General features: G+C 57.2%; 16 protein-coding genes and 1 pseudogene. 10 read left to right on the top strand and 7 right to left on the bottom strand.

Going from position 1 to position 25,241, the window contains the following annotated elements:
- The first annotated feature begins 3 nt into the window (after positions 1-3).
- From bcsB to ACMGGX_RS08665, 6 genes are all read left to right on the top strand, one after another.
- Complete coding sequence (bcsB, locus tag ACMGGX_RS08690; protein WP_050583714.1) at positions 4-2,424, top strand: cellulose biosynthesis cyclic di-GMP-binding regulatory protein BcsB; 2,421 nt, start codon at positions 4-6, stop codon at positions 2,422-2,424.
- Between the two features lie 6 nt (positions 2,425-2,430).
- Positions 2,431-3,537 carry a cellulose synthase complex periplasmic endoglucanase BcsZ gene (gene bcsZ, locus ACMGGX_RS08685; protein ID WP_126304246.1) on the top strand — a complete coding sequence of 369 codons (1,107 nt, stop codon included), beginning with the start codon at positions 2,431-2,433 and terminating at the stop codon, positions 3,535-3,537.
- Complete coding sequence (gene bcsC / locus ACMGGX_RS08680; RefSeq protein WP_348562146.1) at positions 3,519-7,001, top strand: cellulose synthase complex outer membrane protein BcsC; 3,483 nt, start codon at positions 3,519-3,521, stop codon at positions 6,999-7,001. The genes bcsZ and bcsC overlap by 19 nt, the downstream gene beginning before the upstream one ends.
- A gap of 119 nt (positions 7,002-7,120) precedes the next feature.
- The gene (hmsP, locus tag ACMGGX_RS08675) at positions 7,121-9,127 is read left to right on the top strand and encodes a biofilm formation regulator HmsP (protein ID WP_047743411.1); all 2,007 of its coding nucleotides are present in this window, start codon (positions 7,121-7,123) and stop codon (positions 9,125-9,127) included.
- Positions 9,128-9,286: 159 nt separating this feature from the next.
- Positions 9,287-10,573 carry a dicarboxylate/amino acid:cation symporter gene (locus tag ACMGGX_RS08670; protein ID WP_023309587.1) on the top strand — a complete coding sequence of 429 codons (1,287 nt, stop codon included), beginning with the start codon at positions 9,287-9,289 and terminating at the stop codon, positions 10,571-10,573.
- Positions 10,574-10,799: 226 nt separating this feature from the next.
- Positions 10,800-12,293, top strand: coding sequence for a M16 family metallopeptidase (locus ACMGGX_RS08665; RefSeq protein WP_047059905.1), 1,494 nt, complete (start codon positions 10,800-10,802; stop codon positions 12,291-12,293).
- Between the two features lie 66 nt (positions 12,294-12,359).
- On the opposite strand, the gene ACMGGX_RS08660 is transcribed toward ACMGGX_RS08665, so the two are convergent.
- Positions 12,360-13,289, bottom strand: a complete 930-nt coding sequence (locus ACMGGX_RS08660; protein WP_181594011.1) for a sugar kinase — start codon at positions 13,287-13,289, stop codon at positions 12,360-12,362.
- 229 nt (positions 13,290-13,518) lie between these two features.
- Here ACMGGX_RS08660 and pdeH point away from each other — a divergent pair, with 229 nt between their 5' ends.
- Positions 13,519-14,292 carry a cyclic-guanylate-specific phosphodiesterase gene (gene pdeH, locus ACMGGX_RS08655; protein ID WP_023309584.1) on the top strand — a complete coding sequence of 258 codons (774 nt, stop codon included), beginning with the start codon at positions 13,519-13,521 and terminating at the stop codon, positions 14,290-14,292.
- Positions 14,293-14,357: 65 nt separating this feature from the next.
- Positions 14,358-16,400 (top strand): AsmA family protein, encoded by a 2,043-nt coding sequence (locus ACMGGX_RS08650; RefSeq protein WP_181594009.1) that lies wholly within the window; start codon positions 14,358-14,360, stop codon positions 16,398-16,400.
- Positions 16,401-16,506: 106 nt separating this feature from the next.
- Here the strand turns inward: ACMGGX_RS08650 and ACMGGX_RS08645 are convergent, their stop codons facing one another.
- The 3 genes from ACMGGX_RS08645 to ACMGGX_RS08635 all read right to left on the bottom strand — a co-directional run bounded on the left by ACMGGX_RS08645 (position 16,507) and on the right by ACMGGX_RS08635 (position 20,067).
- On the bottom strand, positions 16,507-17,829 hold the full coding sequence (locus ACMGGX_RS08645) for an MFS transporter (protein WP_023309582.1): 1,323 nt from the start codon (positions 17,827-17,829) through the stop codon (positions 16,507-16,509).
- Positions 17,830-18,089: 260 nt separating this feature from the next.
- Positions 18,090-19,115: an inner membrane protein YhjD gene (gene yhjD, locus ACMGGX_RS08640; protein WP_038417846.1), complete on the bottom strand. Its 1,026-nt coding sequence runs from the start codon at positions 19,113-19,115 to the stop codon at positions 18,090-18,092.
- A gap of 52 nt (positions 19,116-19,167) precedes the next feature.
- Positions 19,168-20,067 (bottom strand): LysR family transcriptional regulator, encoded by a 900-nt coding sequence (locus ACMGGX_RS08635; protein WP_181594008.1) that lies wholly within the window; start codon positions 20,065-20,067, stop codon positions 19,168-19,170.
- Between the two features lie 119 nt (positions 20,068-20,186).
- Between ACMGGX_RS08635 and ACMGGX_RS08630 the strand changes: the two genes are divergently transcribed.
- Positions 20,187-20,945 carry an SDR family NAD(P)-dependent oxidoreductase gene (locus ACMGGX_RS08630; protein WP_085841549.1) on the top strand — a complete coding sequence of 253 codons (759 nt, stop codon included), beginning with the start codon at positions 20,187-20,189 and terminating at the stop codon, positions 20,943-20,945.
- A 97-nt stretch (positions 20,946-21,042) separates the two neighbouring features.
- Here the strand turns inward: ACMGGX_RS08630 and ACMGGX_RS08625 are convergent.
- A pseudogene (locus ACMGGX_RS08625) lies at positions 21,043-21,141 on the bottom strand (lysozyme); the annotation flags it as partial.
- A gap of 71 nt (positions 21,142-21,212) precedes the next feature.
- Complete coding sequence (locus tag ACMGGX_RS08620) at positions 21,213-21,752, bottom strand: GNAT family N-acetyltransferase (protein ID WP_420298280.1); 540 nt, start codon at positions 21,750-21,752, stop codon at positions 21,213-21,215.
- Between the two features lie 148 nt (positions 21,753-21,900).
- Here ACMGGX_RS08620 and ACMGGX_RS08615 point away from each other — a divergent pair, with 148 nt between their 5' ends.
- Positions 21,901-23,490, top strand: a complete 1,590-nt coding sequence (locus tag ACMGGX_RS08615; RefSeq protein ID WP_023309577.1) for an STY4199 family HEPN domain-containing protein — start codon at positions 21,901-21,903, stop codon at positions 23,488-23,490.
- Between the two features lie 59 nt (positions 23,491-23,549).
- Here ACMGGX_RS08615 and ACMGGX_RS08610 read toward each other — a convergent pair whose 3' ends face one another.
- Complete coding sequence (locus tag ACMGGX_RS08610) at positions 23,550-25,199, bottom strand: alpha,alpha-trehalase (protein ID WP_420298279.1); 1,650 nt, start codon at positions 25,197-25,199, stop codon at positions 23,550-23,552.
- Between the last annotated feature and the right edge of the window lie 42 nt (positions 25,200-25,241).

Here is a 25,241-nt window from a genome sequence, read left to right as displayed (position 1 = left end):
GCGATGAAAACAAAACTTTCCTGGTTATGTGCAGTGGCAATGGGGATGAATGTCCTCCCTGCAACAATGGCTAACGCAGCTCCTGGTAACGCAGCGGCAACGCCTGCGCCAACGGTACCTGTCGTCGCGCAGGCAACCGATCCGGTTGTCACCGCGGCACCTGGTCAAACAGAAAATATCATGCCGAACCAGCCTACGGAGGGGAACACCCTGCCGGCAGACGGCCAGGTCATCGGGCAGGTGATGCCGGGCGTCCGGGGGGCGAATGCGCCCGTCGTTGCGGACAATGCGCCGTCGCGGGACGTGAAGCTGACCTTCGCGCAAATTGCACCGCCTCCGGGCAGTATGGTGTTGCGCGGCATCAACCCTAACGGCGGCATTGAGTTTGGCATGCGCAGCGATGAGGTCGTTTCTAACGCGGTGCTGAACCTGGAATACACGCCGTCGCCGTCTCTGCTGCCGACGCAGTCTCAGCTGAAGGTCTACCTGAATGATGAGCTGATGGACGTACTGCCGGTTACCAAAGAGCAGCTGGGTAAGAAAACCCAGGCTCAGGTGCCGATCAACCCGCTGTTCATCACCGACTTTAACCGTATCCGTCTGGAATTTGTCGGCCACTACCGCGATGTCTGCGAAAACCCGGCCAGCAACACGCTTTGGATGGACGTCGGGCGTAACTCCTCGCTGCAGATGACCTACCAGTCGCTGGCGCTGAAAAACGATCTCTCGGCATTCCCGGTTCCGTTCTTTGATCCGCGTGATAACCGTCCGCTCACGCTGCCGATGGTGTTTGCATCATCCCCGGACGTGACCGAGCAGCTGGCGGCCACCATTGTGGCGTCCTGGTTTGGTTCACGTGCTGGCTGGCGTGGACAGAGCTTCCCGGCGATGTATGACAAACTGCCGGACAGAAATGCGATTGTGTTTGCGACCAACGCGAAACGCCCGGCCTTCCTGCGCGATCATCCGGACGTCAAAGCGCCGACCGTTGAGATGATAAGCCATCCGGAAAACCCGTACGTGAAGCTGCTGGTGGTCTTTGGCCGCGACGATAAAGATCTGGTGCAGGCCGCAAAAGCCATTGCCCAGGGCAACGTCCTTTTCCGCGGTGACAGCGTGGTGGTGGATGAGGTCAAACCGCTGCTGGCGCGTAAACCTTATGATGCGCCAAACTGGGTGCGTACCGACCGTGCGGTGACATTTGGCGAGCTGAAAACCTATGAAGAACAGCTGCAGGCGACGGGGCTTGAGCCAGCGCCGATTAGCCTGTCACTGAATCTGCCGCCGGATCTGTACCTGCTGCGCACCAACGGCATTGATATCAATCTGAACTACCGCTATACCGCGCCAGCGACCAAAGACAGCTCGCGCATGGATATCAGCCTGAACAACCAGTTCCTGCAATCGTTCAGCCTGCAAAGCACGCAGGATACTAACCGCCTGATGCTTCGCCTGCCGGTGTTGCAGGGGCTGCTGGACGGTAAAACGGATGTCTCCATCCCGGCACTGAAGCTGGGTGCGATAAACCAGCTGCGCTTCGACTTCCAGTACATGAACCCGATGCCTGGCGGCTCGGCGGAAAACTGCATCACCTTCCAGCCCGTACAGAACCACGTTGTGATTGGCGATGAGTCGACCATCGACTTCTCGAAGTACTATCACTTCCTGGCGATGCCGGATCTGCGCGCCTTTGCTAACGCGGGCTTCCCGTTCAGCCGCATGGCCGATCTCTCTGAGTCCATCGTTGTGATGCCAAAAGCGCCAAGCGAAGGGCAGGTCACGACCCTGCTGGATACCATGGCGACCGTTGGGGGACAGACGGGATTACCAGCGATTAACGTCACGTTGACGGACGATGGCAGCCAGATTCAGAACAAAGACGCTGACATCATGGTGATCGGTACCATTCCGGATAAGCTGAAGGATGACAAACGTATCGATCTGCTGGTGAAAGCGGCCCAGTCCTGGGTTAACACGCCGCTGCGCCAGACCGAGTTCCCGAGCATTATGCCGGATGTGAACGACCGTCAGGCCAGCGCGCAGACGACCGTAACGTCTCAGGGGGCAATGGCCGCGGTGGTGGGCTTCCAGTCACCTTACAACGAACAGCGTAGCGTGGTGGCTCTCCTGGCGGATAGCCCGCGCGGGTATGAACTGCTCAATACGGCCATGAACGACAGCGGTAAACGTGCCGCGATGTTTGGTTCCGTTTCGGTGATCCGTGAGTCCGGCGTCAATAGCCTGCGCGTGGGCGACGTGTACTACGTGGGCCATCTGCCGTGGTTCGAACGCCTGTGGTATGCGCTGGCTAACCATCCGGTTCTGCTCGCCATCCTGGCGGCGGTCAGCGTGGTCTTGCTGGCATGGGTGCTGTGGCGTCTGCTGCGTATCATCAGCCGTCGTCGCCTGAACCCGGATGAGTAAGATGTGATGAAAGCCTTTCGCTGGTGTGCATTAGCAGCGTTGATGCTGGCGGCGCTTCCTCTTCGCGCCGCCTGTACCTGGCCTGCCTGGGAGCAGTTTAAAAAGGATTACATCAGTGAGGGCGGGCGTGTCGTTGATCCCAGCGACACGCGCAAAATTACGACCTCGGAAGGGCAAAGCTACGCCTTGTTCTTTGCCCTTGCGGCGAACGATCGCAGCGCGTTTGACCAGCTGCTGACCTGGACGCGCGATAATCTTGCCAGCGGCAATCTCAACGACAACCTGCCCGCCTGGCTATGGGGCCAGAAAGATAAAGAGACGTGGGCGGTGATTGATACCAACTCCGCCTCTGACGCCGATGTCTGGATCGCCTGGTCTCTGCTCGAAGCGGGCCGGTTGTGGAAACATCCGGACTATACCCGCACGGGTAAGGCGCTGCTAAAACGCATTGTCAGTGAGGAAGTGGTGAAAGTGCCGGGGCTCGGCGCAATGCTGCTTCCCGGTAAAGTCGGTTTTGCCGATGAAAACGTCTGGCGTTTTAACCCCAGCTATCTTCCTCCGCAGTTAGCGAGTTATTTCACGCGCTTTGGTACCCCGTGGACCCAGCTTCGTGAAACCAATCAGCGTCTGCTGCTGGAGAGCGCGCCGAAAGGTTTTTCGCCGGACTGGGTTCAGTATCAGAAAAACAAAGGCTGGCGGTTACAGCAGGATAAATCGCTGGTGGGCGGCTACGACGCCATCCGCGTTTATCTCTGGGTGGGAATGATGAGTGATAAAGATCCTCAGAAAGCCCGGCTGCTGACGCGCTTCCAGCCGATGGCGGCAAAGACAATGAAACGGGGTGTGCCGCCGGAGAAAGTGGATGTGGCGACGGGTAAACGCACCGGGAATGGTCCGGTCGGGTTCTCTGCCGCCATGCTGCCGTTTTTACAACAACGTGATGCCCAGGCGGTTCAGCGCCAGCGCGTTGCAGACCATTTTCCCGATAATAATGCCTATTACAGCTACGTGCTGACTCTCTTTGGGCAAGGATGGGATCAGCATCGTTTTCGCTTCACCGCAAAAGGTGAATTAATACCGGATTGGGGCCAGGAATGCGCAAGTTCACAGTAAATCTACTCACTTTATCGCTTGGCCTGGCACTGATGCCGATGGCTGAGGCCGCCAACTCTCCGCAGCAGAAACAGCTGCTGGAACAGGTTCGGCTGGGCGAATCGACACAGCGTGAGGATTTGGTTCGTCAGTCGCTTTATCGTCTTGAGCTGATTGACCCGAACAACCCTGACGTCATTGCCGCACGCTTTCGCTACCTGCTGCGCCAGGGCGATAACGCCGGTGCGCAAAAAGAGCTGGATCGTCTGAAAGGGATCGCGCCGGGCTCGAGTGCGTACCAGTCATCCCGCAATACGATGCTGCTTTCCACCCCGGATGGTCGCCAGCAGCTCCAGCAGGCGCGTTTGCTCGCCACCACGGGACACACGCAGGAGGCGATTGCAGCCTATGACAAGCTGTTTGACGGCAACCCGCCGGGCGGCGACGTGGCGACGGAATACTGGAATGTGGTCGCGAAAGATCCTGCTCGCCGGAATGCGGCCATTAACCAGCTCAAGAAAATCAACACCAGCAGCCCCGGAAATACGCAGCTGCAGGCAACGCTGTCCCAGCTTTTGTTCCAGAGCGGACGCCGTGATGAAGGCTTTGCCGTATTGCAGGAGATGGCTAAATCGACCAACGGGCGCAGCCAGGCGTCTGATATGTGGTATGACCAAATCAAAGGCCAGCCTGCCAGCAGCGCCAGCGTCAGCGCGCTGCAAAAATACCTGAGCGTATTCAGCGACGGCGATAGCGTCGCGGCGGCGCGTGCGCAGCTCGAAGAACAGCAAAAACAGCTCGCTGACCCGGCGTTCCGCGCGAAAGCGGAAGGGCTGGCGGCGGTGGATGCCGGGCAGGGGAGTAAGGCGGTGGCTGAGCTGCAAAAAGCCGTCAGCGCCAACCATGCCGACAGTGAAGCGGTGGGTGCCCTTGGTCAGGCTTATTCCCAGAAAGGCGACCGCGCTCGCGCGGTGGCGCAGTTTGAAAAGGCGATTGCCCTCGATCCCCAGAGCGATAACCGGGGTAAATGGGACAGTCTGCTGAAGGTCAACCGCTACTGGCTGCTGATCCAGCAGGGCGATGCGGCCCTCAAGGCGAATAACCCTGCGCAGGCGGAGCGTTACTATCAGCAGGCGCGCGGTATCGACAATACCGACAGTTATGCGGTGCTGGGGCTGGGCGATGCCGCCGCGGCGCGTAAAGATAACGACGCGGCGGAACGTTACTATCGCCAGGCGCTGCGTATGGACAGCGGCAACAGCAATGCGGTCCGCGGCCTGGCCAATATTTACCGTGCCCAGTCCCCGGAGAAGGCCTCGCAGTTTATCCAGTCTCTCTCCGCCAGCCAGCGCCGGAGCATTGATGATATTGAACGCAGCCTGACCAACGAGCAGCTCTCCGCTCAGGCAGAACAGCTGGAAAATCAGGGGAAATACGCCCAGGCGGCAGAGATTCAGCGTCGTCGTCTGGCACTCTCTCCCGGCGACGTGTGGATAACCTATCGTCTCTCGCGCGATCTCTACAGCGCGGGTCAGCGCAGCCAGGCGGATACCCTGATGCGTCAGCTTGTCAGCCAGAAACCGTCCGACCCGGATCAGGTGTATGCCAACGGGCTCTACCTTTCCGGTAACGATCAGGACCGCGCCGCGCTGGCGCATCTGGACACGCTGCCGCGCAGCCAGTGGAACGGCAATATTCAGGAGCTTGCCGACCGCCTGCAAAGCAACCAGGTGCTGGAAACCGCCAACCGTCTGCGCGACAGCGGCAAAGAGCAGGAGGCGGAAAACCTTCTGCGTCAGCAGCCGACCTCCACCCGCATCGACCTGACGCTGGCGGACTGGGCGCAGCAGCGTGGCGATCTGGCGTCGGCGAAAACGACGTACAGCGCCGTTCTGCAGCGTGAACCGCAGAACGAAGACGCGATCCTCGGCCTGACCGAGATTTACAGCGCGCAGGGTGACAAAGATGCCGCGCGCGCAGAGCTGGCGAAACTGCCCGCCGCGCAAAACGGCCAGCCGCTGTCGCTCAACATGCAGCGCCGGATCGCGATGGCGCAGGCAGGCCTGGGCGATTCTGCTGCCGCAGAACAGACCTTCAACAAAATCATTCCGCAGGCTAAATCGCAGCCCGGCTCCATGGAAAACGCGCTGGTGTTACGTGATGCCGCGCGTTTCCAGGCGCAAAACGGTCAGCCTCAGCAGGCGCTGGAAACCTATAAAGACGCGATGGTGTCGACGGGTATCACCACGACGCGTCCGGCCGACAACGACAGCTTCACCCGCCTGACGCGTAACGATGAAAAAGATGACTGGCTGAAGCGCGGCGTGCGCAGTGATGCTGGTGACTTGTACCGTCAGCAGGATGTTAACGTCACGCTGCAGCACGACTACTGGGGCTCCAGCGGCACGGGCGGCTATTCCGACCTGAAAGCGCACACTACCATGCTGCAGGTGGATGCCCCGCTGTCTGACGGGCGCATGTTCTTCAGAAGCGATCTGGTCAACATGGACGCCGGTTCATTTGATAACAATAACGGGACCTACGATCCAAAATGGGGGACCTGCTACGAAACGCCGTGTAGCGGCAACACCCATCAGTCCGACAATGGCGCAAGCGTCGCCGTCGGCTGGCAGAATAAAACCTGGGCGATGGATATTGGCACTACGCCAATGGGCTTTGACGTCGTCGACGTGGTGGGCGGTATCAGCTACAGCAGCGATCTGGGCCCCATCGGCTATACCGTTAACGCCCATCGCCGCCCAATCTCCAGCTCCCTGCTGGCGTTCGCCGGGCAAAAAGATACTAACACCGGCACCACCTGGGGCGGCGTACGTGCCACCGGTGGCGGCGTAAGCATGAGCTATGACAAAGGGGAAGCGAACGGCGTCTGGTCAAGCCTGAACGCGGAAACGCTGACGGGTAAAAATGTGGAAGATAACTGGCGCGTCCGCTGGATGACGGGTTACTACTACAAGCTCATTAATAAAAACAACGAGCGCCTGACGGTCGGCGTCTCCAATATGCTCTGGCACTATGACAAAGACCTGAGCGGTTATACCCTGGGTCAGGGCGGCTACTACAGCCCGCAGGAGTATGTCTCCTTCGCACTGCCGGTGACCTGGCGTAAACGCACGGAGAACTGGTCCTGGGAGCTGGGCGGCTCGGTGTCCTGGTCTCACTCTAAAACCAAAGACGAGCTGCGCTACCCGATTCAGAACCTGATCCCGACCGATGAGCCAGACCGCTATACCGACCGGGGCGCGATGGAAACCGGCAGCAGCTCCTCAGGCACGGGTTATACCGCGCGGGCCATTATCGAACGCCGCGTAACGTCCAACTGGTTTGTGGGCATGGGCGTAGATATTCAGGAAGCGAAAGACTATACCCCAAGCCATGCGCTGATCTATGTGCGTTACTCTGCTGCAGGCTGGCAGGGCGATATGGACTTACCGCCGCAGCCGCTTATCCCTTACGCGGACTGGTAATCGGATTTTCCTTAATCCATTTGTAAGTCTCTCTTAATAGCGCGGCAATCGGGTATACTCAGGCGCGCCAGGTTTACACCCTGGCGCGCCCTGCGCTTCGAGTTTTGTGGAGAGTCATTTTGCGTGTCAGCCGTTCCTTAACAATCAAACAGATGGCGATGGTTTCTGCCGTCACCATGCTGTTTGTACTGCTCTTCTGCGTAATTTTGCTGTTTCATTCCGTACAGCAGAATCGCTATAACACGGCTTCGCAGTTAGAAAGTATCGCGCGCTCGGTGCGCGGCCCGCTCTCTGCCTCTATCCTGAAAGGGGATATTCCCGAAGCGGAAACCATTTTAAAACGCATTCAGCCTGCCGGCGTCGTGAGCCGCGCCGACGTCGTCTTGCCCAACCAGTTTCAGGCGCTGCGGATGAGCTTTATCCCGGAGCGTCCCGTCCCGATGATGGTGATGCGCCTGTTTGAACTGCCGGTGCAAATTTCGCTGCCCGTTTATTCACTCGAACGCCCTGCCAACCCGCAGCCGCTGGCCTACCTGGTATTACAGGCGGACTCCTACCGCATGTATAAATTCGTCATGAGCTGGGTGGTTACGTTAGTGACCACTTGCTTACTTATGACGCTTATTCTCAGCGTGGCGCTCACCTGGTGCATTAACCGGCTGATTGTTCATCCGCTGCGCCGTATCGCCCGCGAGCTGAATACGCTTGCGCCGCAGGATCAGATGGGGCATCAGCTTGAGCTACCGCGTCTGCATCATGACGATGAGATAGGTATGCTGGTGCGCAGCTACAACCTCAACCAGCAGCGCATCCAGCGCCAGCAGGATGAGTTAAACAGCAGCGCCACGCGCTTCCCGGTGTCGGAGCTTCCTAATAAAGCCTTCCTGATGGCGATGCTGGAGCAGACCGTTGCCCGTCAGCAAACTACGGCGCTGATGGTTATCGCCTGTGAAACCCTGCAGGACACGGCTGGCGTGCTCAAGGAGAGCCAGCGCGAAATGCTGCTGCTGACCCTGGTGGAAAAAGTGAAATCTGTCCTGGCCCCGCGCATGGTGCTGACCCAGGTCAGCGGTTACGACCTGGTGGTGATTGCCAACGGCGTAAAAGAACCCTGGCATGCAATCACTTTAGGTCAGCAAGTACTCACTGTCATTAATGAGCGGTTGCCCATTCAGGGTATCCAGCTTCGTCCAAGCGCCAGTATCGGTATTGCAATGTACTATGGCGATTTAACGGCAGAGCAGCTTTATCATCGCGCGTTCTCGGCGGCGTTCACCGCCCGGCGCAAAGGGAAAAATCAGATCCAGTTCTTCGCGCCGGAAGAGATGGAAAAGGCGCAGCAGCGCCTGACGGAAGAGAGCGACATCCTGACCGCGCTGGATAACCGCCAGTTTGCCCTCTGGCTACAGCCGCAGGTGAATTTGCTAACGGGAGAAGTGAAAAGCGCCGAGGCACTGCTGCGCGTGCAGCAGCCGGATGGCTCATGGGAGCTGCCGGAAGGGCTGATTGAGCGCATTGAGTCCTGTGGCCTGATGGTTACCGTTGGCTACTGGGTGCTGGAAGAGTCCTGCCGTCAGCTTGCCGCCTGGCAGGAGCGCGGCGTGACGCTGCCGCTGTCGGTCAATTTGTCTGCCCTGCAGCTTATGCACCCGACCATGGTTTCAGAGATGCTGGAGCTGATCCATCGTTACCGAATCAAGCCTGATACGTTAACTCTGGAAGTGACGGAGAGCCGACGCATCGACGACCCTAATCAGGCAGTCGCGATCCTGAAACCGCTGCGTAATGCCGGCATTCGCATTGCGCTGGACGATTTTGGCATGGGATACGCCGGGCTGCGTCAGCTTCAGCATATGAAAACCCTTCCGGTGGATGTGCTAAAAATTGATAAAGCGTTTGTCGACGGTCTGCCGGGCGACAGCAGCATGGTGCAGGCGATTATCCAGATGGCGCGCAGCCTCAACCTGCATCTTATTGCCGAGGGAATTGAAACCGAAGCGCAACGCGCCTGGCTGGCAGAGGCGGGCGTGGAGAGCGGACAAGGCTTCCTTTTTGCCCCTGCTGTTCCTTCGGATGTCTTTGAAGAACGATACCTTTCTGGTGCTGACAATAACGCAAAAGTGTAATTTTGTTGCTGGCTTGTGCGAGCCAGCTCAAAGTTCTTAACATTTGTGTTTCAAATTTGAACTGAGTTTATTTCTGTCCTGTTATGTGGGTGTTATTTTAAAGCCGCAGGTTAACCATAACCTTACAAAGCCTGTGGTTTTTCTTCCCAAGGACACCTTATGAAAACCTCACTCTTCAAAAGTCTTTATTTCCAGGTCCTGACAGCCATCGCCATCGGTATTCTGCTGGGTCACTATTACCCTGAGCTGGGCGCGCAAATGAAACCGCTTGGCGACGCGTTCGTTAAGCTCATTAAAATGGTCATCGCGCCGGTGATCTTCTGTACCGTCGTGACGGGCATCGCTGGCATGGAAAGCATGAAGGCGGTCGGTCGTACCGGTGCAGTGGCGCTTCTCTATTTTGAAGTGGTCAGTACCCTTGCGCTGATTATCGGTCTGATCATCGTCAACGTGGTGCAGCCGGGCGCGGGGATGAACGTAGACCCGTCAACGCTGGATGCCAAAGCGGTCGCGGTGTATGCCGAGCAGGCGAAGGATCAGGGCGTGGTGGCATTCCTGCTGGACGTGATACCGGGCAGCGTCATTGGCGCGTTCGCCAGCGGAAACATCCTGCAGGTTCTGCTGTTCGCCGTGATGTTTGGCTTTGCCCTGCACCGTCTGGGCAGCAAAGGCCAGCTTATCTTTAATGTGATCGAAAGCTTCTCCCAGGTAATTTTCGGCATCATCAATATGATCATGCGCCTGGCGCCGATAGGTGCTTTCGGTGCGATGGCTTTCACCATCGGTAAGTATGGCGTCGGTACGCTGGTGCAGCTGGGTCAGCTGATTATCTGCTTCTATATCACCTGTATCCTTTTCGTGGTCGTGGTGCTGGGCTCCATCGCCCGCGCGACGGGTTTCAACATCTTCAAATTTATCCGTTACATCCGCGAAGAGCTGCTGATTGTTCTGGGGACCTCCTCTTCAGAATCCGCGCTGCCGCGTATGCTCGACAAGATGGAAAAGCTGGGGTGCCGTAAATCGGTGGTCGGGCTGGTGATCCCGACGGGCTACTCCTTCAACCTGGACGGCACCTCGATATACCTGACGATGGCGGCCGTGTTTATCGCTCAGGCGACCAACAGCCATATGGATATTTTCCATCAGATTACCCTGCTGGTGGTGCTCCTGCTCTCCTCTAAAGGCGCGGCAGGCGTGACGGGCAGTGGCTTTATCGTGCTGGCTGCTACTATTTCCGCTGTGGGTCACCTGCCGGTGGCGGGTCTGGCGTTGATTCTCGGTATCGACCGCTTCATGTCAGAGGCGCGTGCGTTAACCAACCTGGTGGGTAACGGCGTGGCAACGGTGGTGGTGGCGAAATGGGTGAAAGAGCTGGATCACAAAAAGCTCGACGATACTCTGAATAATCGTTCAACTGACAGCAAAAATCCTGGCTTAACCTCTTAATCTTGTCACAAATGCCCGTATTCCCTTGTCGGGATGCGGGCTCCTGCGCATAATAACTGTTCGTACCTGTCATAATTCGACAAGATTTTTTTTGGGTATATTTCACTTCTGACCGTGACGTTTTGCCGAACGCGCGGTCTAATCGACGTGTTTTCATCGTCATCTTTAAGAGTGAAGCGCGTCGCGAAACACTCTTTTTAACCAGGAATGTTGATCAGGGGTTCACATGCAGGGCACAAAAATTCGACTCTTAACCGGCGGTTTGCTGATGATGGCAGCAGCCAGTTATGTGCAGGCAGATGCGCTCCAGCCAGACCCGGCCTGGCAACAAGGGACATTAGCAAACGGTTTTCAGTGGCAGGTTTTAGCCACTCCGCAACGTCCCAGTGACCGTGTAGAAATCCGTCTGTCCATTAATACCGGTTCCCTCGCGGAAAGCACTCAGCAAACCGGTTTTAGCCATTTTATTCCCCGGCTGGCGCTCACGCAGAGCGGCAGCCTGCAAGCGGTTCAGGTGCGTTCGCTTTGGCAGCAGGCCATCGATCCGAAACGCCCGCTCCCTCCGGCTGTGGTCTCGTATGACTACACCATGTTTAACCTGAGCCTGCCTAATAACCGAAACGATCTGCTAAAAGAAGCGCTTACGTATCTCTCCGATGCCTCCGGCAATCTGGCGATTACGCCGGACACCGTCAACTATGCGCTGAGCAACAGCGACATGGTGGCGACCTGGCCCGGGGATACCAAAGAGGGCTGGTGGCGTTACCGCCTGAAGGGCTCGACGCTGCTGGGACATGACCCGGCCGAACCGCTGAAACAGCCGGTGGACGCCGAACAGGTAAAATCGTTCTACCAGAAGTGGTACACCCCGGACGCGATGACGCTGATCGTGGTCGGTAACGTGGACAGCCGCGCGGTGGTGGAGCAGATCAACAAAGCATTTGGTGATTTGAAAGGCAAGCGTGAAACGCCAGCCCCTGTCCCGACGCTCTCACCGCTGCGTGCAGAGCCTGTCAGCATTATGACGGACGCCGTGCGTCAGGATCGCCTCTCCGTCATGTGGGATAACGCCTGGCAGCCCATCCGCGAGTCCGCGGCGATGTTGCGCTACTGGCGTGCCGATCTGGCGCGTGAAGCGCTGTTCTGGCACGTTCAGCAGACGCTGAGCAAGAACAACGTGAAGAATATCGGTCTTGGCTTTGACTGCCGCGTGCTGTTCCAGCGTGCGCAATGTGCCATCAACGTTGAATCGCCGGGCGATAAGCTGAATGCCAATCTGGGCGTGGTCGCAAAAGAACTGGCAAAAGTGCGTAAAGAGGGGCTTTCCGAAGAGGAATTCAACGCTCTCGTGGCGCAGAAAAAACTCGAGCTGCAGAAGCTGTTTGCAACCTACGCTCGCGCCGATACCGACATTCTGATCAGCCAGCGTATTCGTTCCCTGCAGAATCAGGTGGTGGACATTGCGCCGGAACAGTATCAGAAGCTTCGTCAGGACTTCCTGAACGGTCTGACCGTCGAGATGCTCAATCAGGACCTTCGTCAGCAGCTGTCGCAGGAGATGGCGTTGATCCTCCTGCAGCCGAAGGGCGAGCCGGAATATGACATGAAGGAACTTCAGACGACCTGGGATTCCATTATGGCTACCGCGCCGCAGCCAGCGCAGGCCGCCACGGCCGATGATTTACATCCGGACGCGACGGATATTCCGCAGGGGCAGTAATGCTTAAACATTCCCTCTCCCTGTGGGAGAGGGTTAGGCTGCGGGCATCATCAGCCCGCAGCCTCTTTAAACAGGCATCGCCTCACGCGGAATAATCGCCCCGCGATACTGAATCACCGTGCTGGCCGTCAGGTGACCACGCTGTGCCGCCGCTTCCGGCGTTCCACCCGTCAGACGTACCGCCAGATAGCCCGCGCTGAATGAATCGCCGGCCGCCGTGGTATCAATCACTTTCTCTTTGGCAAGCTTCACCGCCGGAACGTCAACCAGCGCTTCGCCCGCAACCGCGACCAGGCATGAATCCGCCCCGCGCTTAATCACCACTTCATTCACCCCAGCCGCCTGCGTGCGTGCAATCACGTCCTCTACCGGTTTCTCACCCCACAGGGCGTCTTCATCGTCGAGCGTCAAGAAGGCGATGTCGGTGCACTGCAGCATCTGCTGATAGACCTGCTGCGTCTCTTCGCGGCTGGCCCACAGGCGCGGGCGGTAGTTGTTATCGAAAATAACCTTGCCGCCGTTTGCACGGCATTCGCGCAGCAGCGAGAGCAGCTTTTCACGGCTGGTAGGGCTCAGGATCGCCAGGCTAATCCCGCTCAGATAGAGGTAGTCAAAGGTCGCCAGCTCTTCGCAGATGGCCGCGGCCGCGTCGCTCTCCAGCCAGAATTTGGCCGCGGCTTCGTTACGCCAGTAATAAAACGTGCGTTCGCCGGTGCTGTCGGTTTCGATGTAATAAAGCCCCGGGAGGCGGTTCTCCATACGCTGAATCAGCGACGTTTCGACATGTTCACTCTGCCAGGCCTCCAGCATTTGCTGGCTGAAGCTGTCCGTGCCCAGGGCGGTCACGTAGTTCACGGTAAGCGCCTCAGGTGCAACCTGACGGGCAATATAAACGGACGTGTTTAACGTATCGCCACCAAATCCGCGGCTGACTTCCGCGCCTTTTTGTGACAGCTCAATCATGCATTCGCCAATCACGGCAATTTTTTTGGACATAGTCGTGAACCTGAACAGAAGAATTATCAGCAGTGTGCGCTGAGTGAATTAACCGGTCAACTATATTAAAACAACGTTCCATTATTTTGTTTGAGCCAGCGCGTGTTCCCGCGCATTTCTGTCATCTTAATTTCATTTTCCCGGTGAATTGAACATAAAGTTCTCAATTGTCGCGCCGATAATCCTGTGACGAGTCCAGAAAGGCTATCCCAACAACAGGACATCTGAAATGAAGTCAGAGCAGGTTATCCAGCGGCTGAGCACTACGCCTGAGGCAAGTATTGAGAACTTGCAGGAGCATCGCTACTGGCTGCAATGTGAGCGTGCGTACACCTATCAGCCGATCTACCGAACAGATGGTCGACTGATGGCAATTGAAATTTTGACCGTCGTTACGCATCCCTCAAACCCTACTCAGCGCATCGCGCCGGATCGCTATTTTGCCGAAGTTGCCGTTCGCCAGCGTCTGGACGTGCTGGAAGAGCAGCTTCGTATGCTGGCGACGAAGCAACCTTTTTTCGAACAGCACGATATCCTCGCCTCGGTGAACGTCGATGGTCCAACCCTGCTGGCACTGCGTCAGAACGCAAAATTGCAGGAGCTGATCGCCACCCTGCCGTGGATGCGCTTTGAGCTGGTGGAGCATGTCCGCCTGCCGCAGGATTCCTCGTTTGCTTCGATATGCGAATACGGCCCGCTGTGGCTGGATGACTTTGGCACCGGCATGGCGAACTTCTCCGCCCTGAGTGAAGTGCGCTACGACTACATCAAAGTGGCCCGCGACCTGTTCATTATGCTGCGTCAAACCCCGGAAGGGCGGAATCTGTTTACGCTGTTATTACAGCTGATGAACCGCTATTGCCAGGGCGTGATTGTTGAAGGTGTGGAAACACTGGAAGAGTGGCGTGATGTGCAAAACTCCCCCGCAGCGGCGGCGCAAGGCTATTATCTCTCCCGCCCGGTACCCATGGATCGCCTCGATAGCGTTATAACGACCCTCTGATAAGCCCGCTTCCCTTTGTCTGGACTATAGTTTTACAGGACAGGTCATCAGGAAAGGGGATAAAAATGACGAGAACAACCAGGGTAATCTCCTGGACAGCAGGGATTTTCTTGTTGTTGATCGTGGTCGTCGCCATCATTATTGCGACGTTTGACTGGAACCGTCTCAAGCCGACCATCAACCAGAAAGTCTCAACCGAACTGAACCGCCCCTTCGCCATACGCGGTGATTTAGGGGTGGTATGGGAGCGTCAGAAAGAGGAGCCCGGCTGGCGCAGCTGGATCCCCTGGCCACACGTCCATGCCGACGACATCATTCTCGGCAACCCGCCGGATATCCCGGACGTCACCATGATCCACCTGCCGCGCGTTGAAGCCACGCTGGCTCCGCTGGCGCTCTTCACCAAAACGGTCTATCTGCCGTGGATCAAACTTCAGCAGCCCGATGCGCGTCTGATCCGACTTTCAGAAAAAAACAACAACTGGACGTTTAACCTTGCCAGCGACAGCGAAAAAGATCCGAATGCCCAGCCTTCCTCCTGGTCATTCCGTCTCGACAATATTCTTTTCGATCGCGGACGGATCGCCATCGACGATAAGGTCAGCAAGGCGGATGTGGAGATCCTCGTCGATCCGCTGGGCAAACCGCTACCGTTTAGCGAGGTCACGGGCACAAAAGCAAAAGGCGACGCGGCAAGCGTGGGTGACTATGTCTTCGGCCTGACGGCAAAAGGACGCTACAACGATCAGCCTCTCAGCGGTAAAGGAAAAATAGGCGGCATGCTGGCGCTGCGGAGCGAAAGCACGCCGTTCCCGGTTCAGGCGGACTTCCGTTCCGGTAACACCCGCGTGGCGTTCGTGGGCACGGTCAACGATCCGATGAATATGGGCGGCGTCGACCTTCAGCTCAAATTTGCCGGCGATTCGCTGGGCGAGCTGTATGAACTGACCGGCGTGCTGCTGCCGGATACCCCGCCGTTCGAAACGGACGGGCATCTGGTTGCCAAAATCGATACCGAAAAAGCGTCCGTTTTTGACTACCGGGATTTCAACGGCCGCATCGGCGACAGTGATATTCACGGCACGCTGACCTACACCACCGGAAAACCGCGCCCGAAACTGGAAGGGGATGTTGAGTCCCGTCAGCTGCGTCTGGCCGACCTGGGCCCGCTAATTGGCGTGGACTCGGGTAAAGGGACCAAGTCGAAAGAGGTCAAAAAGGATGTTCAGCCTGCCGGCAAAGTGCTGCCATACGATCGCTTCGAAACCGACAAATGGAACGTGATGGATGCGGATGTGCGCTTCAAAGGCGGAAAAATTGAACATGGCAGTACGCTGCCGATCAGCAATCTTTCGACCCATATCCTCCTCAAAAACGCTGACCTGCGCCTGCAGCCGCTGAAGTTCGGCATGGCGGGCGGGACAATTTCTTCGAACATTCATCTGGAAGGTGATAAAAAGCCGATGCAGGGAAGAGCGGAGATCCAGGCGCGTCGATTGAAGCTGAAAGAGCTGATGCCGAACGTAGAGCTGATGCAGAAAACCCTCGGGGAAATGAACGGTGATGCTGACATTCGCGGCGTGGGAAACTCGGTGGCGGCGCTGCTGGGCAGCGGCAATGGTAACCTGAAGCTGCTGATGAACGACGGGCTGGTGAGCCGAAACCTGATGGAGATCCTGGGGCTGAACGTCGGTAACTACGTCATCGGGCAAATCTTCGGTGATGACGAGGTGCGGGTAAACTGCGCGGCGGCCAATCTGGATCTGGTTAACGGCGTGGCGCGTCCGCAAATATTTGCCTTCGACACGGAAAACGCGGTGATTAACGTGACCGGGACCGCCAGCATGGCCTCGGAGCAGCTTGATTTGACGATTGACCCGGAAAGTAAGGGGATCCGCATCATCACCCTGCGCTCGCCGCTTTACGTGCGCGGAACCTTCAAAAACCCGCAGGCGGGCGTGAAGCCCGGACCGCTGATTGCGCGCGGTGCGGTGGCTGCGGCCCTGGCGACGCTGGTCACCCCAGCCGCAGCGCTGCTGGCGTTGATTTCGCCGTCTGAGGGCGAGGCTAATCAGTGCCGTACTATTTTGTCGCAGATGAAGAAGTAAGGTGCGGCCCGTTTTTGCCGGGTGGCGCTGCGCTTACCCGGCCTACGGGACTTTCTCCCTCTCCCTGTGGGAGAGGGGCGGGGTGAGGGCATCGGGCCGCAGTGAATTACAGAGCCTGATGCTTAGTCTCGTGCGTCAGCAGCAGCGCAATCAGCGTCAGCGCCGCCATGGCCGCCAGATAGACCCCCACATAGAACAGACCATAGTTCGCCTGCAGCCAGGTGGCGATATACGGCGCAACGGACGCGCCCAGAATAGAGGCAACGTTGTAGGAGAACGACGCGCCGGTATAACGCACTTCCGTCGGGAACAGCTCAGGCAGCAGCGCGCCCATCGGGCCGAAGGTCAGCCCCATCAGGCTCAGGCCAATCAGCAGATAGGCCATCACCAGCGCCGGACTACCTGAACCCAGCAGCGGCGGGAAGACGAACAGAGCAAACAGAATGATGAGCGTGGTGATCGTAATCATGCTTGCACGACGACCGAATTTATCTGCAAGCAGGCCCGCAATCGGTACCATGACCCCGAACCCGATCACCGCCATCATCAGCATCCACAGCACTTCGTTACGCGGCAGCCCCAGGCCAACCGGCGCGGCGGCGGTACTGAACGTCATGGAGTAGACGGTCATGATGTAGAACAGCGTATAGGTTGCCAGCATGATGAACGTGCCCAGCACGGTCACGCGGACGTGTTTGGTCAGCAGCGTACCCAGCGGCACTTTCACCTGCTTGTTCGCCGCGGCCACTTTCGCAAAAACAGGAGTCTCATGCAGCGAAACGCGCACATACAGGCCAATCAGTACCAGCACGGCTGAGAAGATAAACGGGAGACGCCAGCCCCAGCTCATGAACTGTTCATCCGTCAGCAGCCAGGAGAGCAGCAGGAACGTCCCGTTGGCAAAGAAGAAGCCAATCGGTGCGCCCAGCTGCGGGAATGAACCGTACAGCGCTCGCTTGCGCGCCGGAGCGTTCTCGGTGGCCAGCAGCGCCGCGCCGCCCCATTCACCGCCCAGCCCCAGACCCTGACCGAAACGCGCCAGCGCCAGCAGGACCGGCGCCAGAATGCCGATGGTTTCATAGGTCGGCAGCAGACCGATGGCCACGGTAGAGATGCCCATCGTCAGCAGCGAGGCCACCAGGGTGACTTTGCGGCCAATGCGATCGCCAAAGTGTCCAAACAGCGCAGAGCCAATCGGACGCGCAACAAACGCGATGGCAAAGGTCGCCAGAGACTGCAGCGTGGCCGCCGTAGGATCGCCCTGCGGGAAGAAAATATGCGGGAAGACGATGACCGCGGCGGTGGCATAAATATAAAAGTCGAAGAACTCAATGGCGGTGCCAATCAGCGAGGCGACGACAACTTTATTGCGCGAGTTTACCGGAACGTTTTCCGTTCCTGAGTCGAGTGTGGTGGCTGTTGCTTGCATAATATTTTCTTATTTTTGTCGAACGAAAGGCCATATTACGCACAGCAAAAGCGACATTTCAATCTGTAACAAAGCCGCGCGCTGGTGATAAAAGCAACAAAAAGCGGATAATTTTCAGGCCAGCGAAAACACGTCTATGAAATGCTTCACAGATTTTAAATATCAGTCAATTAAACTGGTATTTGGTTAAATAAAAGTTACGGACTGGATTTATATGCTGAAATGATGAATCGGGCTGAAATTTCAGCCCGAGAGCGGGGCTAGCGGTGCGTTTTACCGGGCATTCGCGTGTCGCCTTTGTACTCGGCGGTGGCAATCCATGCCGCGCAGAACAGGGTCAGGCGCGCGAAAAAGTAGAAGAAGGCCATCAGTCCCAGCACCGAGCCAAACGCCGCGCCAGAAGGGGATTTCACCAGCGACGGCAGCGTGTAGGTCATCACGATTTTGATCACCTCAAAGCCGATCGCCGCAATCAACGTGCCGCGGATCAGCGCCTTCTTGCGCGGACGATGGCGGGGCAAGCGCCAGAAGATCCAGAAGAACAGCAGGTAGTTGGCGAAGATGGATATGGCCAGCCCAATGCCTCGCCAGGCGGGCTTCAGCCATTCGATGTAATCAAGGTAAAGCGCGGAGATGATCATCTGCTGCGCCGAGCCCGCCACGGAGGTAATGGAAAGCGTCACGATGAGCGCGACGAGCAGGCCAATCAGCGAAACAAAATCGCGGAGATACTTTACCCAGATTTTCTCCTGGTCCTGCGGCTTACGCTCCCAGACGTCGCGCGACTGGGCGCGGATGGCCTCGCGCAGGTTGCCCATCCAGTTAACGCCGGAGTAAAGGGCAATCAGCAAACCGACAATACCCACGGTGGTTCGCTGCTGAACGGCGGTATTAATGGTGCTCTTGAGCGTGCTGGCAAGAGTCGGGTCACTGACGTTATTCAGGATCTTACTGAAGATATCCTGCAGCAGCGTCGGGTGCGACGCGAGCACAAAACCGGCCGCTGCAAACGACACCATCAGGATCGGGATCATCGACAGGAAGGAAAAATAAGTGATGGCGGCACCAAACTGGTTCCCCATGCGGTCATTAAAGCGCTCGGTCGCGCGTATCAGATGCGCAACCATGGGAAACTGCTGAATTCTCGCGGCGATGCCGGTGACGGTCCCCAGCGCTTTGCTGGCGGTGCCTGGCGTTTTGGCCTCTTCGGGCCCGGTTTCCATCTTTTTGACGGGCTCATACTCTAAATGTTGGGTGGGTCGTTGCGGGTTGTTTTCCGGCGTCACGCGCATTTTCCTTTTCGTTGAGCTGGATGTGTTTTTGAATTATAGCTTGCGGCTAGTCCACGTAAGCTTTTGTGAGTTCGGTCAGCCACTCCATGAACAGATGGACCCGGCGGGAGAGGTTGCGGCGGTGAGGGTAAATCAGGGAGACAGGCATCGCTTCGGCCCGGTATTGCGGGAGGATCTCAATCAGTTTCTTCGCGCGCAGTAAATCGCGCACCCCAACCCGCGGAACCTGAATAATGCCCAGCCCGGCGAGACAGGCAGCCTGGTAAGTTTCCGTGCTGTTGACGGTTAACACCCCGCCCGTTTTTATCCACTGCGTCGCACTGCCGTTATAAAACTCAAAGCCCTGCGGGCGGGTTCCCAGCATCGCGGCGTAGTGGATCACTGCGTGCGAGCCTAAATCGTCCAGGGTTTCCGGATAGCCAAATCGCGTCAGATAATCCGGGCTGGCGCAGTTAATCACCGACAGCTTGCCCAGCGGACGGGCAATCAGCCCTGAATCCTTCAATGTGCCGACGCGCACCACGCAATCAAACCCTTCGCGGATCACATCCACCAGACGATCGCTGCTGCTGAGCTCGAGTTCAATGCCCGGATAGTGCTGCAGAAAAGCAGGCAGTTTAGGGATGACTAAATTTCGAGCAACGCCGACGGGCATATCCACGCGGAGCCGACCGCTGATGCTGGAGGGATCGTGCTGGAACATACCGTCGAGTTCATCAAGGTTTGCCAGCAGATCTTTCGCCCGTTCGTAATAGACCATGCCGTCCTGCGTCAGGCTGACGCGGCGCGTTGTGCGGTGCAATAGCTGGGTGCCAAGCCGGTTTTCCAGGGCCTGAATTTGCCGTGAGACGCTGCCTTTCGGCAGGGTTAATGTTTCGGCCGCGCGGGAAAAACTCTCCAGTTCCGCGACGCGGACAAACAACTGCATTGCGTGAATTTTATCCATAGAGGAAGCTCATTGTTGTTTCTGTTGAAACAGTGAAGCGTTTTAACCCATCTTTATTGATTTTCTATCACCTAATAAGCTCTTTCTCAATCTCCTTAACAGCCAAAACGAGGTTTATGATGAGTGAACGTATCGCATTAGTGACGGGTGGTAGCCGTGGTCTGGGTAAAAACGCTGCGTTAAAGCTGGCGGCAGACGGCACGGGAATTGTCCTGACATACAACCGTAGCCAGCAGGAAGCGCTGGATGTTGTGCATGAAATTCAGCAAAAAGGCGTCAACGCAGCGGCATTACAGCTCAACGTCGGTGATATTACGAGTTTTGATCATTTTGCCCGACAGCTTCAGGAAACCCTTAAGACCGTCTGGCAGCGCGAAACCTTTGACTATTTATTGAACAATGCCGGAACGGGTTTATACGCGCCCTATGCCGACACGACGGAGGCTCAGTTTGATGAAGCGCTGAACATTCATTTCAAAGGACCTTTCTTCCTGACCCAGCGCCTGCTGCCGCTGCTTAACGACGGGGGACGTATCCTCAACGTCTCCAGCGGGCTGGCCCGTTTTACCCAGCCGGGCTCAGGGACCTACGCGGCCATGAAGGGGGCAATGGAAGTGCTGACGCGTTATCAGGCGAAAGAGCTGGGCGCGCGCGGAATTTCCGTCAATATCATTGCGCCGGGCGCGATAGAAACTGACTTTGGCGGCGGACGCGTGCGCGACAACGCGGAGCTGAATCAGCTTCTGGCCTCGCAGACGGCGCTGGGACGGGTGGGGCTGCCGGACGATATTGGCGATGCCGTTGCGGCACTGCTCAGCGATAAGCTGGGCTGGATGAATGCGCAACGTATTGAAGTGTCAGGCGGTATGTTCCTGTGATGCGCGGGCTTAAGGGGAAGGAGCCCCTTAATGAAACCCTTAGTATGGATGTGTCTGCATACTGACAGTGATGAAGAACGCAGGCAGCCATAGCCGATAACCCCTTTTCATCACGATATTTCTCCAGAGAAAGATCTGGATGTTTTTTTATTAACGCAATGGCCGCTGAAAATATTTTCAGCGAATGACGTTTGATATTCGTTTCCTCTTAATAGTGACATTAAAGAGGAAACGACGTCCGGGAAATATCTGCTAAAAAGCGGTTGGTCAGGAATTATTATTCAGGTATTCCTGCTGTAATAAACCAAATAGCCAGTCATTTTGCCAGCGCCCCGCAAGGTAATAGCTCTCGCGTAATTCACCTTCCAGACGAAAGCGGGCTTTTTCCAGCAGGCGTCTTGACGCGACATTTCCCGCGGTGACGGTGGCGGTGAGTCGCCGTATACCGCCCTGATGAAAAGCGTAATCGCAAAGTGCTTTCAGGGATTCAAAGCCGTAACCTTTCCCCTGCGCCTCGGGTGCGAAAAGGAAGCCCACTTCTGCGCAGTCCTCCTCCCGATGAATATATCCGGTAACGCCCAGCGGGGCCTGTGAGGCGGTGTCACGTACGACGAGACAAAGCCAGTGCGCGCTGCCCGGTGCCCATGGGGTCAGGCGCGAATCAAACGCCTCGCGGATCGCCGCGACGGGACGGTCTTCCGCCACAAAGCGCATCACGTCCGGGTGCTGCTGTAGCGCCAGAAAAAAGGGCCAGTCTTGTTCCTGCAGGGGCGAACAGATCAGGCGAGAGGTAATTAAAACCGGCATTCAGATTCTCCTGAAACATTTTAAATCATTTTAGGGTTGTCACTTTATTTCAACAGAAAGTCAGGTATGGTTAACCGCGTATAAATAAAAAGAATAAAGGGCGTTTCGTGCCCATTCCGGATGTCTTCGTTGTCGCTTAAGGAAAACAATGACTCTCAGTACATCACATCATATTCGCGAACAGTTTGAACACTGTCTGGCGGTCATTCGCCATGCGTCGGTGGAAATTTTACTCCTTCTGAATGTACATGCTTCTGAGGGCAAAGATCCACGCTGGTTCCTGGAACAACTCGACAGCGCGCGATTAGCTCTGGGCGGTTGGGGAGCCGTTGCGAAAAAACTCAATCTGAATGATGCCGAGATGTCGGAATTTACGCTCCAGCTGCGCCTGCTGCAGCAGCGCGTTCCGCAGTATGAAAGCGGACAGGATGTGAGTGAAAACCAGCTTATTGCGGCGATGCGGTTTGTGACCGCGCTGGAACATCTTCGGCTGCAGCAGCCGCTGTTGACCTACAGCACTGACCTGGCACCGGGAAGCGAACTCCAGCAGCAGCAGGCGCACAAGCAGGTACGCGCGATTGAGCTGATGATTAAAGGGCTCATCCAGCAGGCCTGGCCCGATCAGGTGCGGCTGAACAACCATCTTAAGACCCTGTTTAACGCTGACCGCGTGCGGCGCTGGCTGAAGCTTGGCGAGATCAACGATGTCCTCAGCGGCATGATGTTCAGCGAACTGGCGCAGATGCTGGTGGATAAAAAAGAGTTCAGCCGCTATTACGCTTCGCTGTTCAGCGACCCGTCCATGCTGACGCTGCTGGTTGAACCGCGCAAAACGCTGCAAACCTTCCTCGATGACATTCGGCAAATCCGCAACAGCATTACCGTTCAGAAAACGCTAAGCTCGGCGCAAATCCAGCTGCTGGATAACTACTACGCGCAGATCGCGCGGCCCGTTCAGCGCGCGTTTGAAGAGGGGAGAACGCGCGTCAATCCGGCCGGATTCATGGCGGTAGATGCCAGCGAATTGCATACCTTCTGGGAAAAGGCGCAGAAAATGGATCGGGTCACCGGTGGGGATCTGTTTGAAGTCCGTGACACCATTGAAAAGCCGACCCAGCGCGCGCCGCGTACCCCCGAACAACGCGAGCAGCTCATTTCCGGTGCGCTATGGGGGGCGGTTGGCGTCATGGTGATTGCTATCGTGGCGGGGGGCTTCTGGCTGGTGACCAGCAGCAAACCGCAGCCTGCAACCGCCAGCGCGGCTGAAGCGGCTTCTCCGCAGGAAATGCGCGAGACGCCTTCTTCGCGCGAAACGCTCACGCGCATGGGGGTCACCTGGGACGAGAATAATTTCCGCTCGGCCATTAACCGCAACGATACCCGCGTGACCCTGCTGTTTTTGCAGGGCGGCATGGACTGGAAGCTGTCCTGGACCGAAGAGGCGATGTCGGCAGGCTATGACGATGTGCTGGAGCTGATGCTACGCTACCGACAGAACATGGTGGAAGAGAAGCCGTGCCGTCGCTTCATCAACACGCTCAGCCACGCCATGTCGAACGGCGAGTCTCTGACCTCGGTTCGTAAAGAGTATCTCAAAGCGTTCTGCACCGTGCCTGCCGTGGTGAAACGCCAGCAGCACGATCTCGACATGGCCACACGCCGCGCGCAGTCGCAGCCGGATGCCACCACGAAAAAATGGCAGTCCATTCAGACTGCCATTTATGAAGTGATTCGCTGATTTCTTCTCCCTCTCCCTGTGGGAGAGGTCTGGGGTGAGGGCACCAGACCGCACCCCGCTTAAGGCTCCCCATACAATCCAATCAGCCGCCGCACCACGCCGTTCGTCCAGCCGAAACCGTCCTGCAGCGGATACTCACCCCCGCCACCTTCGCGCGGCGTGCTGCTGGCGATGTGGTACTTCTCAATCAGCTTGTGATGCGTCTTATAAAAATGGTTCACCGTATGCAGCCAGCTCCAGGCGATCTCATCGCCCAGCGAGTCGTTGCCGTACTGCTTGAACCCCTGAATTGCCATCCACTGCAGCGGCGCCCAGCCGTTGGGTTTATCCCACTGCTCGCCGGTTTCGTATTCGGTCGCCAGAATTCCGCCCGGGGTCAGCAGCCGCGATTTGACCGCATCCGACAAACGTTCTGCCTGCTCGTGCGTCGCCATTCCAACATACAGCGGCACAATGCTGGCGGCAGAAAACAGCGCCAGCTCTTCGCGTCGCCAGTCGTAATCGCGGTAGCAGCCGCTCTCCTCGTCCCACAGATAGCGGTTCACCGCCGCGCGGCGATCGTTGGCTTTCTGGCGGAACGCCTCTGCCGTCTCTTTATCCCCTTTCGACGCGGAGATATTGGCGATAGCGCTTTCCAGCTTGAACAGGAAGGCGTTCAGATCGATGGGGATAAACTGCGTCGTGCGGATGCTGGCGAGCCGCGACGGATCGCGCAGCCAGCGGGACGAATAATCCCAGCCGGACGCCGCCCCCGCGCGCAGGTCGCGATATACCTCATTGGGCGGACGACCCGAGTGGCGGGCGGTTTCCACGTCCTCAATCCATGATTCGTCGCGCGGGGTATCACGGTCGTCCCAGTAGCGGTTGAGCAGTGAACCGTCCGGCATACGCACGGCGCTGCGGTAAGCCTGGTTAAGCAGCAGCGACTCCGCGCCGTCCATCCAGAAGGCGTACTCCATTTTGAGGTGTTCCAGATAGCGTTTCGCACCGCGCACGCCGTCCTCCTCGAACAGCTCCACCATCAGGGCAAAGACCGGCGGCTGCGAGCGGCTGAGATAATAGGTGCGGTTGCCGTTGGGGATATGCCCGTAGCGTTCAATCAGCCAGGCGAAGTTGTCCGCCATACACTTGAGCAGATCGTTACGACCGCTCTCCGCCAGCCCCAGCATGGAGAAATAGGAATCCCAGTAGTAGGTCTCGCTGAATCGCCCGCCGGGGACGATATAGGCCTGGGGCAAGGCCAGCAGTGAAGACCAGGGAATATGATCCTGCGGCTCGCGCGTCAGCACCGGCCACAGGTTATCAATGTGCTCTTTCAGGGAGAGTCCCGGGTCGGAGACATATTCTGTACCGTACGTTTCCGGCATCCAGAAGTGGTTCTCCACAAACTGGCGCAGGTCGAAATCCCGGTGGCGTCTGACCTTGCGGTAGCGGATCAGGATATCCAGCGGATCCATCTTCGGCGCGCAGTCGGGGAAGGTTTTACTGTCCTCAAACAGCCGCGTCGACTGCACATGCTCGAACAGTTCAAGATAGCGGTCTGCGGGCGTCAACGCATCGGAGGCAGGTAGCCCCTCGATCATTTCGGGTTCCGGCTCCGCCTCAATCATTTCATCCAGTTTCAACTCGCAGGGATCGGTCTCGTAGCGCAGCTCTTCTGCAATCTCGAACTCGATGTTCTCGGCAGCCTGTAGTTTCTGGTTGAACATGGTGATAGGGACCTCCGGTTGTGTGTTCAAAAGACAGGTTTA

Origin of the sequence: Enterobacter sp. BNK-29, from assembly GCF_048684785.1 — a bacterium.
GTDB classification, from domain to species: Bacteria; Pseudomonadota; Gammaproteobacteria; order Enterobacterales; family Enterobacteriaceae; genus Enterobacter; species Enterobacter cloacae_M.
The sequence above is the reverse complement of the archived record's forward strand: the minus strand, read 5'-3'. Positions and strand labels throughout refer to the sequence as shown.